Here is a 12,712-nt window from a genome sequence, read left to right on the forward strand (position 1 = left end):
GCTTCTGCCATCTAATCAAAAAATACGACCCTACATAGAAAGCCGCTCGGGAGTTGCCTCTGCTCTTGCAGGGACACACTTTTGTAATGCATTAGACCAAATCATCCCTTGTGGGCAATGTCTTCCTCCACTTGTTGGGTAGTAAATCACTTCTTCTTCGTAGATAGCACCACCAACAATGTTTTCCATGTTTTTTACTTCTTGAGCAGAAAACTTTTCTAATCCCCCAGATAAAACAAATACTTTTTTCATAATCGTTTGTTATATAATTTGTGCCTACTCTATATGATTTTCGGCTACCTCAAGCTTTGTTATGATGTACTCCATAATTGGGTCATACACCACTATATACATGTCTCTTAATTTTTGTTACCTATCTCAATTAAGAATCACATATAGTACTTACTAGTGCAGCTTGTAGAAATTCATTACCCAACAATGAACCGTTAATGGTTTTACTATCGAAAAATTATATTGTTTTGAGGGACTTATCTCAGAAAGCTCAAGAAATTCTGGAGGTATTTTTTAGAAAAAAATTATAGTCTTCCCTGATCACAGGATGTAAGATATTATATAAGGAAAGAAATGAATCTTACGTTAGTAACAAGTTCTAAGTGTATAATCTCGATTATTGAGCTAAAAAAACTATGATAACAGCATTCCCCCACCATTATTGAAAGAAGGGTATTAGAAACAATCCAAAAACAAAATAAATAATATAATGATAGGTAGAAGTACTGTTATATAGTTATAAAAGGGTTGATTGTAGTATGTATTTGTAATTTAAAAAATCAATTGCGATTTGAATAAATCTCTGTTGTTTCTCTATCAAAATCCAATGTACTTTCCAATACCATATATTTGACTTCGGGATCCCTTGCTATTTTATTTTTTTTATTGTTTGGTATCTGATGCAAAAGAGCTCCTTTAAACTCTCCAGAATAAATGGAAACAATATGTTCTTCTGACAATTCATATTTTTCCAAAATCTGTACTATTTTAGGAGTAATAGCAGGTGTTTTAATGGTATTATCTTTTAGAAACAAAGCATAATTATTGCTTTGGAGTCCAATAGCTATCGATTCTTCTTGTGAGTTTTCTACTGAAGGGGCTTCTTTTTCACAAGATACAACTATAAAAATACTGCATAGTAGTCCTGTGAATAATCCCTTATTATTCCGATTCATATTTTTGTTTTTCGCCGTTGCAAATATGAGATCATTATCATTCATAAGCCTCAACATATCAATCAATTAACTCGCAATTAACGCTCCCTTAAAAAAAGACAAAAAAAAGCACTTAACACATCTATTTTATAATCAAGACCTTACACGTGATATTATTATTTTTTTAGTAATTAAACCTTACAGCATTAACATTTATTTAAATCCTAAAATGAGCTATTTCTGGTTCTTTTCTGTTCTTTGCGTTATTCTTTTATCGTTACTGTATGTGGTATATATTGGCTTATTTTTGTTTTCGGACCAATACTTCATTCCTTTAATTTCTATTTTTTTGTGGATCAATTGGGTAATACTTTTTCTGTTTGTGTACTTATGAGTAGATCGATCTTACTGGTGGCACCTGAAAAACCAACATAACAGAGTAAGGAAAACCTAGATTTTATACTTTTCAAACTATAAAATCACAACACACAATCAAATGAAAAAAGTACCAACGTTTTTCACTTTATTATTTTTACTATGTCAGCTTATCAATGCACAATGCCCCAATGGGGATTGTATTGAAGCTGATATGAATTTTGAACCTGATTCCAGCTTTATCAGCAATGCAGATTGGCAAGCCTCTCACGGCTCGCCTTCTGTTAATCCAGGAACCGCCTGGATGTGGTCGTACAACTCCCGCGGAGAAGGGATTAACTATCACTCGTATAATTTTGTTAAAGGACGACAATACTGTATTACTTTTACTGCCAAAACGGTAGTTAGGGGAGGAGGATTAGCTCATCCTGATGCATTTTTTAAAGTTGTTGCTACGCAAGGAGATGTCATAGGAGCCGTAACGGGTAGTGGCGGAGGTCCTATTCCTGCTACTCCTAGCCCTAATCAACTTATTGCCAATGAGAACTGGAATGCTACCAGTCCTCCCAGTACAACTGTATACACATATACTTTTACTGCTACTGATAATTTTGATAATCTTTGGTTCTATCCTTTTTCTCCTTCCTTACCGGTAGTAGAGCTTAGTCTTCATAAACTAATTATTTGCGATATCACTCCGCCTCCTTGCAAGGCGAATTTCAAATTAGAGCTCAATGAAATGGGATCTGGTAATACTGCAATTAGTATTTTACCACAGACAGTTCCTGCAGGAGCTTCTACCCAATTACAGATTTATAAAAATGGAAGTTTGGTATACAGTGGATTGCCTATTAGTTACATTGCTACTCCTGCCAATTATACAATATGTATGACAGTAATTCTGAGAGATGGGACCAAATGTCAAAAATGTTTTGATTTTTGTATTGGGAAATGGTCTGAACGCCCTCCCAGAACAACATTGCCATCTGAAGTACAATCATCAAAAAGAAAAGCTGATAAAGTTCTTAATTTCCCAGATGCATTGAAGGAGAAGAATTTGCCAAGTGCACAGGAAGAAGAATCTATCCGGATCGCTCCCAATCCCAGTGATGGTATTTTTTCTATCACCAGTACAATGAATACACCTATACAACAAATCGAAGTATTTAGTCTTCCTTCTGGAGCCTTATTAAAGGTACTAGACTCGACAAAAAGTAAGCATGGAGTTCTTGATCTATCTAAGCATAAAGAAGGAGTTTATTTTATCAATATTACCCTGAACAACGGCAATGTGGTTTCTAAAAAACTAATTATCAAACGTTAATTATAAATTAACCACAAACCAGGTTATAAAAAAACAGCATCAAAATTAATTTGATGCTGTTTTTACTTCTATACTTTTATGCCATTGTTTTTTATTTCATGACTTTAATATCGACTAATAGTCGCTTAGCGTTTATTGCTTTTAATCGGATTGCTCCTTTCTTTCCTTTTGCATTTTCAAAAAGAATTATTTTCCCTTCAAATCCAGATATTCCAATACTCTCCGTATCGTGTATTATTGTAATATTCTTTAATGCGCTATCATCTTTAATAGCATCAAAAGCTGTTGCTGTCATGGTCACATTCTCATGTTGTGTTTTAGTTCTGGTTGCTCCAGGAACAGTTACCGAATTATTAGAATCATCCGGGCTAGAAAAAGCAATAAAAGCCGAATTACTGACCGATACTAAATCAACAGTTGCTCCTGTAACTTGCGTCAATTCTGCTTCTTTATATACTTTCCCGGATACTGACGCGAACCATCTTCCTCCTTCTGTATTGCCTTCTAATGCAAATTCTACATCCGTATAACCTATTATAGTTTCTTTTTCTTCTTCTTTCATGTTTGTAGTTCCATCATCTGAAGAACAAGAAATACTAGACATCAAAACTACTGTTACAAAACATATAATATTAGCTGTTCTTGTTAGAATTGGGTGTTTCATAATATTTATAATTAAAGGTTTCTTTTGTGTATTTTTATTCTTTCTTTTCAGAATCTCAAGAGATGTTAATCTATTTTACAATAAATCTTCCCAGAGAAGAATCTGACTTATTTCCTTTAGCATCGATACTCACCACTTTCCAGTAATAAATATTCCCTTCTATTACATACATATCAATATCAGTTAAATTACTAGCCACCTCTCCTACTTTGGACAATGAATTATTATCTGTTCCTACATATACTACATATGACAGAATATCATCTTCGATATCTTCTCCTTTCCATTGTAATGAGACATTCGCAGAAGTCTCTGTAATATCAACTTCTTCTCCTACTTTTGGAGAAACGATTGTTGCCGGAAAAGGGGCATACGAAGTACTTCCTTCTGCTGCATTGTAAAACTTCCATGGATTACTTTCTACTGTATTCCCTGATGCAGAAACAGATATCACATACCATTCATAAGGAGTCCCTCTTTGTAATCGTATCGGTGTATTTGTTTCTTTAGCAGTAACTCTTGATGTTGTTTGCGTCAATAAGTTTTTTATCACAACCGTATATTCTTCTGTATGCTCAGATTCGTTCCATTTAAATATCACAGTGCTTTCTGTAGCTGTCATTTGAGTTCCTTCTGTACATTCTTGATTATTTTCAGGAAACACCAATTTTGCAACTGTTGGAACTGTTGGTTGTGACGTTCCTTCATCATCATTCCCCGAACAGGCTGTTATTAAAAATACGCATATTAAAATATAAAATTCCTTTTTCATTTTTTTACAATTTTCACATTATACTGTGCAGTAGCAGTAGTAACTTTAACCATATAATTTCCTATAGGCAACCTATTCGTATCTATACGAATATCTTCACTTGACAAAGTGTATGAACTGGTATAAACTTCTTGCCCTGTCAGGGTATATAGAGAAACCATGGCTCTTCCTTTTTCATAAGGAATCGAAAGATATACATCATCTGTGAATGGATTTGGATAGGTAGTTACGGTATCCTGCAGATAAATTATTTTCTGGTAGGTTCCCTGACATGAAAGATCTGTTGTTACTTTAATTACATTCTTCTTTTGATCTAATACTATAGGCATCAAAGATTCATTGGTCGAAAACTGCAATCCATTAATATCAATATAATAGGTATTTGCTCCTGATAAATTTAAAACAGTCTTACTACTTTTAAAATCCGTAGTTGCGAATACTGCTAGTGTTTCAGGTTCATTTATTGTCACAGTATAACATTGCTCAAAAGAAGGAGCTTCTTCCATAGTCAAACACAAATTATATGTCCCTGCCATAAGCCCTTTTATCTCTCCAGATGTCGATAGAGTAGTTGTTTTATAAACTCCTTCTGCCGTTAAGGTTGCTGTAATTTCATAATTAGAATGTGCTGTATTCATTAGTACTTTTCCTGTTTCTCCCCCCCTGCAAGAAGCATCAATTATCTGAATAGTCACATAATCATCTGGTATAGTAACAATAGTACAACCATGCACATCTACTAATGCTCCTGCCGGAGTATCTAAACATTGATCGATCGCATCATTAACTCCATCCTGATCTGTATCAACGATCTGAACTTGTACTATAAAACGTTCTTTTTGTATACTAAACCCTGTTATCAAACTATTAGATACTGTACAATAGTAGATTCCACTTTCTTCTAAACTAATGTTATTCTTTTCTAACGTTTTAGTAGTAGCTCCTTCTATACTTACTCCGTCTTTATACCACTGATACAGGTTGTTTTCTCCTCCTACCTGGGTTGTTATTGAAAGCATCTCACCTATAAATTTTTCAATTTTTAACTCTTCTATAGAAAATGACTGAGGAACATACTCCCAACTAGTAATTAAAGGAGTTGTTTTTTGAAATGTCTCTAAAGTCTCAAAATCATATTGATTATCTCTCATATCAAATGAATATAAATTCTCTAGTTGTCCTAATTGCTCGGGGATACTTCCTGAGAAGGTATTCCTACGAATATCAAGATTCCACAAATCTAATTGTGTAATTGCCTCAGGAAGTACTCCTGAAAAATGATTACTACTCAAATTCAAGAATCTTAATTTTGGCAATGAAAGTAATTCTTCGGGGAATGCTCCTTCCAACTCATTGTCATCTAATTCCAGAAAATACAATCTCTTCATTTGTTTTACAAAAGAAGGGAATGTGTTAAGATTAGATCCAGAAATATTTAAAATTTGCAATTTTGTAAGATTAGCATAACTACTTGGAACTGTCTCTGCATTCATACTCTGAAGCCCTAACGCTTTTAAGTTTTTCAGATTTCCAATGGATACTGGAAAAAGTCCTTCAAATTGATTCCCCTCTAAATACATTCCTTCCAACCCTAGTAATTCTCCCAATTCTTCAGGAATACTTCCTGAAAAATGATTATTATTCATTACTAGCTGCTTTAAGTCGATTAATCTGTTTATCGTAGTCGGAATCTCTCCTGTTAATTGATTATTTGATAAAGATATTGAAGACAAGGCCGTCAATTCAAAAAGAGCTTCAGGCAATGTTCCTTTTAAGTTATTTCTTGATAAATTTAATTCATTAACTCTTCCGTCAACTACGGATACTCCTTCCCAAGTACTTATTGGACTATCTGTATTCCATCTATCTTTATAGTTCCAATTAGGTCCATTTGTTGCCTCATAAAAAGCTATTAATAGTTCTCTTTCTGACTGGAGCTCTTCTGTTATCACCTTTCGGGACCAAGCACTTTTTTCCGTTTCGGAACAAATTGCTCTAACATAATACTCATAGATACTTGTATTATCCACTCCTATTACTTCATATTCCGGAGAAGATACAATTACACCTCCTCCTGTTGGTTCTGCTCCTTCTTTCTGTACTACAATCTCCCAGCTTGTTTCACTCCCAATAGGAGTCCAAGACACTGTGGCTGTTGTGGCAGTAGTTACTATCGATTGCAATTCTCTTGGTCTAGCACAATCAGATGTCGTTCTAAAAAAACCTGAATTCCATAAACTTACTTCCCCTTCTCCGCAATTTGCACGATAGTAAATATAAAACTCCGTATCTTCTTCTAAGTTTTCAAAAGTATAAGAAGGGGTCGCTATTGTAATAATAGGAAGGTCTTCTTCTTCGGATTCTCCTCCTAAGTCTTGACCTCTGGGTAAAATAACAACATCCCATTGGCTTTCATTCCCTTTTCCTTCCCAACTTAACGAAATACTATTTTTTTGAACTTGCGAATCTGTGTGATCAGATGGTCCCCTACAAAGAGGAGGTGTTCTGAAATATTTAACAGGGCTTCTTACGCTTGATTGTTCTGGGGAACAATTATTAATTACCCAAGCTTCATATCCTGTATCTGCTGATAAGCCTGTAACAATATATTCTCCTTTATTGGTTATATATGACATTGGAGAATCTGTCGAAAATGCTTTTTTAACGTATAAGGTGTGTTTCCCTGAAAAGCCTTTGGTATACCAAGAAAGTCGCATCTCTGTGTCTGACTCTCTTTCATCTACCTGTATTTCTGTCGGTTGCTGACATTGAGGAACTCCTATATAGGTAAATGTATAAGCAGTTCCTTCGTTTGGAAACTGTTCTCTGTTTATTTGATGATACGAAGTCGTTGTACTTACTGTCGCTGGATTTCCTGGAGTGACACTCATAAAAGAAGGAGTTTCTCCAAATACAGTCGTCATTCCTATTGAAGCTGCTTTTTGCGCTGTACTCGCTGTACCAGGACCATAAACAAATTTAATATTATTTGTTCCTTCTTCTAGGTGCAATTGTATATTAACGGCTCCATTAACTTTATCATCTGACCAATACGCATTTTTCCATTCTACTACATACACTCTATTTGGAGCAACCCCTCTTGTTTTCAACAATATACGTGTATCAACTCCAATATTCATTTCATCTTTTAACGGGGCAATCATCTCTTTTCTGAAAAAAGACAAGTCATTTGTTATAACCCCTAAAGTAGACCCAAATGCAATATTAGTATTTTCTGAATAATACATATAAGATCTTTTTTGACCTGCATACAAAAAATCAAAAGGAATATAACTTCCTGAGTACGAATATTCAACAGGTGTATATTCTTCATCTGGATCAGTAATCGGGACATAGGTCTCTGTTCCTGAACTAAACGTATAAAACTCTGATAAGCTTGTTGGGGTTGTTTGTATGTTTTCTTCTTCTACTATATAAAAATTATCTAGTAATATTTCACTATCTGCTGTATCTCCATACACTGTAATTTTGAAATCATAAGCATCAGAAGTACGATCTGCCGTAAAGTTATATGAGTGGCTCTGCCACCCTTGTCCAGATAAAATCGTTTTATCTTCCTGGTTTTCTAAAAGACCTCCTTCCAAACATTTAGTAGTTATTTTCGTAAAATTGCCTGAGACAATTTTATAGTCATACGATATTTGATATCTTTTTCCACTTTCTAACCTAAATCTATGATTCGTATCAACACTTAGTTCTCCAAAATTATTTCCTCCCCCATCTATACGATTTGTTTGCATCTTTACTGCAACTATACCTTGTATTGCATCTGCTACTTCTGTAATATTAGTCAATGTATTGTTAACATCGATACCTGCATACCATTTTGACAATCTGCGGGAACCAAAAATGTCAAACCAATCTTCAAAACTTGCATTTTTTATGAGGTTTTTGCTTAAAACTACTGCTATTCCATTAGTAACTAGCTCTAATTCCCCTATTTTACTATTTGTAATTACACAATCATACACACCTTCTTCTGCCATTGACATTGCATCAATGGTGTACTTCTTCTGTATAGCTCCGTCAATATTCACTCCATTTTTTCGCCATTGGTACATATTAGATGTAGCATCACTATATATTTCAAACACCTTTTTCTCTCCGGCAATTAGCTGAGCTATGTTTTCCTTTCCTATAGGAGATTGTTGTGGAGCATAACGATAATCAGACAGTCTTATTGATAAATCATCAAATGTTGCCTCTAAATCTTCAAAACGATAATAATTATCCGAAATCCGAAAAACATCCAATACAGTTAATGCATTTAAATCTGGAAGTCCCCCTTTTAATTTGTTATTATGAAGAGATACTTTTTCTAATTGATCGAGCATTGCTAATTCAGTAGGGATACTCCCTTCTAAATTATTATACGAAAGGCTAATTTCTGTCACTTTCCCCTCTCCATTCAGTGTTATACCATACCAGTTCACCGCATCTCCTGACAGATCCCAGGTCATATGCCAATTAGCTCCATTAGTTGCTTCATAAAACTTGAGTAAGACATTTTTATCTGAAATATCTATTTGCTGACCAAACACAGAAAAGATAGTACATATCCATATACCACATGTAATCAAGTAATTTCTCATCATTCTTTTTCCTTTTTATTCTTTTTTTAAACCAAAACTATTTCAGTTAGATAGATTCCAAATCACTTCGCTTCCATATTTAAAAATGTATTGTTTTTTCAATAATCGAGAAGTACCATTCGTTTTATATGAAAACACCTGGTATACTTGTGTCAAAGCAATTTACTTTTTACTAAAACCTATGTATACTCTATTAGGAGAGACTACTTTAACTATTCATATTTTTGGGGTTACTTAAGTTGTTATCGAATCTATTTCATAAGACCGACACCAGACATCAAATATATAGTGCTTTTCTTTTTATTAAAACAAGAGCTTATGTTTATTTATAAATAAACACCTATACCTTATTCAAAAAAACAAAAATTAAAAACCTGATTAACAATAACTTAAATCCGATTCCATTCACAACAAAGGTCAGATGATTTCATCTGACCTTTCACGGGAAAATTAGCCCTGTTTTTATCTACAAAAACAGCAAAATATGTCTTTTATCCAAATGATTATCTGATCATTTTTTAACTAATTTATTGGTAACGAGTAATACTCCATGCTTATCGTATACAGAAACCATATAGAGTCCCGGAGGCATTTTGGTCAGGCTCATTTGTTGTATCTGTTGTTGCTTTTCTAGTTTTTGTCCCCGCACCAGATTTCCAGTGAGGTCATATATTTTTATAGAATACGCATTTGATATTTGTCTTGTATCAATCCGGATATTATTTGTTGCCGGATTCGGGAATATTTCTACCTGAGGTTTTTCTCCAATATGTATTCCTTCTGTAGAAATTACTGCTCCATTTTTGCAATATCCATATGTAAAGAATTGATTTGTTTCTACCCAAGGGGTTCCTACTGCAAGCTTGAACTTGTAAATTTTACCTTGTTCCAGGCTTCCGGGAGTCACCAAATCATTAATAGCAATCCCATCTGGCACAGTACAATCTGTACAAATCCAATCAGAAAACAGAGGAGTCCCTACCAAAGTCCAGGATGTCAGATCAAATTCAGCAATTTCTAAGAAATAACGATTTTCACAAGAGCTGGCAGCTCCATTTACTATAATTTTATCTCCTGGACAATATCCATGTACTGCTGTTTCTCCATAATATGAAGGAAATTGATTAATTCCATATCCTCCTATAAAATCTGCTTCTGCAAAAGGACCTCCCAGGCAACACCCTTCACTGGTAAATTGAGCTGCTTTGGTTCTTATATGTAACCCGGAATCATTCCAGTTTTGACCTACAAACACTAAATCCGCATTGCTACTGTCTGCTACATCAGCTGCTATTACCGGATACTCTAACACTCCTGCTCCATCTCCCTGCAACTCATGATAATGTGTCCAGCTACCATCACCATTGGACAGTTTTGTGCGAATAAACAATGCATCTGCACACCCCCAATTTCTTCCTACAAAAGCAATATCCATTAAGCAATCACCATTAAAATCTCCTGTTAGTGTCGGGTAACTATGCACTCCTATTCCATCTCCCTGTATATCCGATTTATGAGTCCAGGTCCCATCACCATTAGACAGTTTCGTACGGATATTTAAACCTGCACCACTCCAATTTTGACCAATAAACACCAAATCATCCTTCCCATCTCCATTCACATCTCCCATATGTGATGGATAGGTATGTACGCCTGCTCCATCTCCTAATATGGCAGAAGTATGCGTCCAGGTTCCATCTCCATTGGATAGTTTGGTACGAACATTCAATCCTGTACCACTCCAGTTTTGGCCTACAAATACTAAATCAGCTTTCCCATCTCCATTCACATCTCCCATATGTGATGGATGGGTATGCACACTAACACCATCTCCCTGTACATTTGATATTGCTGTCCAGGTACCGTCTCCATTAGACAATTTTGTACGGATATTTAAACCTGCACCACTCCAGTTCTGACCTACAAACACCAAATCAGCTTTCCCATCTCCATTAACATCTCCTATATGTGATGGATAGGTATGTACCCCAATTCCATCCCCTAGTATGTCTGATACTGCTGTCCAGGTGCCATCTCCATTGGATAGTTTGGTACGGACATTCAATCCTGCACCACTCCAGTTCTGACCTACAAATACCAAATCAGCTTTCCCATCTCCATTAACATCTCCCACATGCGTAGGATACGTATGCACACCAATGCCATCCCCCAGTACGTCAGATGTTGCGGTCCAGGTACCGTCTCCGTTAGATAGTTTGGTACGGACATTCAATCCTGCGCCACTCCAATTTTGACCTACGAAAATAAGGTCTTGTTTTCCATCTCCATTCACATCTCCTGTAAGAGTCGGGTAGGTATGTACTCCCGCTCCATCTCCTAACACATCAGACATTGGAAGATAATTAACAGCTTCTACCACTTCCTCGCAAGGCTCTTCTTCTTCGCAAGGGTAATACGCCAAGTATTTGGTTAGATGAACTCCATCTTTTTTCAAATAATGATATGTCTTCACTTCTCCATTTGATGCTCTGACATTTATATAATATCCCGCTTCTGTAATTTCCTTGGTTTTTTGCACTTTTTTCCGCCAGTTGCGATGTTTATCTCCTGTTACTGTTTGTAAATAATTACACGCCTCATCTCTAAAAATACTATTGTCTATTTTTACATAGATTTCTGCTCGCTTGCGTTTCCATAATCCGCTAGGTTGCCGTTTCCAGGAATGTGAATAACTTTTAATCGCCTGGTATGCAAATTCTATATGCTCTACAAACCACATTTTACAAGCTAACAGATAATCTCCTGAAGAGGAATCCCCTGTTACTGAAAATTCTACCGGAGCTCCACAAACAATATCATTAACACTTACTGTTGTCGTATCCGATAATACTCTTTCTGTACCATCATGATCTGTAAATGTAATTGTAGTAGTGATCGTTTTGGTTCCTAAGGTCGTATATGTATGACTCAAATTAATATTAGAAACACTGGTATGTGTCTCTATGGGAGAACCATCTCCCCAATCAACTTTGATTTCATCCGCAGTATACAATGACTGTGACCAGCAATAAGGAGCGCAATCCTCATCATCGCTGTGAACAAACTTATCTAATGCAACCCGTAATCCTTTTCTATACACTTCGCATACGCCTGAACTTACTGATGCTGAAGATTCGTAATATGTATCTTCTCCTACATATACTGTACTTTTCTGAAATGTAAACTTCTTGGACAATAATTTAGTCCCTTCTTGCTTTAATACCTTTTCCGGAAGCTTATCTCCTCCCCGTTCTTCTTTCCTTAGTGTTTCTAATAGATGTAGTTTTGTTTTAGGGGTTTTGATTGTCATATTTTCAGACAATTTTGTATAGACATACTCCCCTATCCCAATCTCACTGTATTGATTATATAGTGTCTTAGCAATATCATCTCCATGAATATCCTTGGCATAGATTGCTTCCAATTCTTTTTCTGTGAAAGCTCCATCCAACCAATTGTAAGTAGTATTAAACCAGGTTCTATATGAAATATACCCTGGAAACATCGCTTCTATTTTATCTAACCCTTCATCAATATCTCTTTGATCTGCCCATTTTTCCAGGTATTGATAAAAACTGCGATACTGTTCAATATCTTCAAAAAATAAGATATTGTAGGTCGTATCAAATTTGGGCATTCCATCGATACGCGTATTTTCCTCTTGCGTTGTTTCTGAACTTTTCAAACCTTCCCAGGAAAAAGCACTGCAAAACACAGATAGTGTCATCAATAATGTAAAAAGTCGTTTTTTCTTCATACTTGCATTGTTTAGCTGTTATTAAATAGCACAATAAGGCT

General features: G+C 35.4%; 7 protein-coding genes. 1 reads left to right on the forward strand and 6 read right to left on the reverse strand.

What is annotated here, in order from left to right; all coding sequences use genetic code 11:
- Positions 1-30: 30 nt before the first annotated feature.
- Both ACFSTE_RS21880 and ACFSTE_RS21885 read right to left on the reverse strand, forming a co-directional pair.
- Positions 31-252: a hypothetical protein gene (locus ACFSTE_RS21880; protein WP_176030858.1), complete on the reverse strand. Its 222-nt coding sequence runs from the start codon at positions 250-252 to the stop codon at positions 31-33.
- Positions 253-791: 539 nt separating this feature from the next.
- The gene (locus tag ACFSTE_RS21885) at positions 792-1,187 is read right to left on the reverse strand and encodes a hypothetical protein (RefSeq protein WP_176030859.1); all 396 of its coding nucleotides are present in this window, start codon (positions 1,185-1,187) and stop codon (positions 792-794) included.
- 475 nt (positions 1,188-1,662) lie between these two features.
- Here ACFSTE_RS21885 and ACFSTE_RS21890 point away from each other — a divergent pair, with 475 nt between their 5' ends.
- Entirely contained in the window at positions 1,663-2,865 is a 1,203-nt protein-coding gene (locus ACFSTE_RS21890) for a T9SS type A sorting domain-containing protein (RefSeq protein WP_378254063.1), read from the forward strand.
- A 91-nt stretch (positions 2,866-2,956) separates the two neighbouring features.
- Here ACFSTE_RS21890 and ACFSTE_RS21895 read toward each other — a convergent pair whose 3' ends face one another.
- The 4 genes from ACFSTE_RS21895 to ACFSTE_RS21910 all read right to left on the reverse strand — a co-directional run bounded on the left by ACFSTE_RS21895 (position 2,957) and on the right by ACFSTE_RS21910 (position 12,671).
- Positions 2,957-3,529: a hypothetical protein gene (locus ACFSTE_RS21895; protein ID WP_378254061.1), complete on the reverse strand. Its 573-nt coding sequence runs from the start codon at positions 3,527-3,529 to the stop codon at positions 2,957-2,959.
- 70 nt (positions 3,530-3,599) lie between these two features.
- Complete coding sequence (locus tag ACFSTE_RS21900; protein ID WP_378254059.1) at positions 3,600-4,301, reverse strand: hypothetical protein; 702 nt, start codon at positions 4,299-4,301, stop codon at positions 3,600-3,602.
- Positions 4,298-8,917 (reverse strand): T9SS type A sorting domain-containing protein, encoded by a 4,620-nt coding sequence (locus tag ACFSTE_RS21905; RefSeq protein WP_378254057.1) that lies wholly within the window; start codon positions 8,915-8,917, stop codon positions 4,298-4,300. The genes ACFSTE_RS21900 and ACFSTE_RS21905 overlap by 4 nt, the downstream gene beginning before the upstream one ends.
- Positions 8,918-9,425: 508 nt before the next feature.
- A complete protein-coding gene (locus ACFSTE_RS21910; protein ID WP_378254055.1) occupies positions 9,426-12,671 on the reverse strand; it encodes a T9SS type A sorting domain-containing protein in 3,246 nt (1,081 codons plus the stop codon).
- Positions 12,672-12,712: the final 41 nt, after the last annotated feature.

The organism is Aquimarina hainanensis (genome assembly GCF_042684685.1).
In the GTDB taxonomy this organism is placed as follows: Bacteria; Bacteroidota; Bacteroidia; order Flavobacteriales; family Flavobacteriaceae; genus Aquimarina; species Aquimarina hainanensis.

Excerpts from the sequence above, each read along its gene's own strand:
- ACFSTE_RS21900 (WP_378254059.1), bottom strand. The coding sequence starts at position 4,301 with ATGAAAAAGGAATTTTATATTTTAATATGCGTATTTTTAATAACAGCC.
- ACFSTE_RS21905 (WP_378254057.1), bottom strand. The coding sequence starts at position 8,917 with ATGATGAGAAATTACTTGATTACATGTGGTATATGGATATGTACTATC.
- ACFSTE_RS21885 (WP_176030859.1), bottom strand. The coding sequence starts at position 1,187 with ATGAATCGGAATAATAAGGGATTATTCACAGGACTACTATGCAGTATT.
- ACFSTE_RS21910 (WP_378254055.1), bottom strand. The coding sequence starts at position 12,671 with ATGAAGAAAAAACGACTTTTTACATTATTGATGACACTATCTGTGTTT.
- ACFSTE_RS21880 (WP_176030858.1), bottom strand. The coding sequence starts at position 252 with ATGAAAAAAGTATTTGTTTTATCTGGGGGATTAGAAAAGTTTTCTGCT.
- ACFSTE_RS21890 (WP_378254063.1), top strand. The coding sequence starts at position 1,663 with ATGAAAAAAGTACCAACGTTTTTCACTTTATTATTTTTACTATGTCAG.
- ACFSTE_RS21895 (WP_378254061.1), bottom strand. The coding sequence starts at position 3,529 with ATGAAACACCCAATTCTAACAAGAACAGCTAATATTATATGTTTTGTA.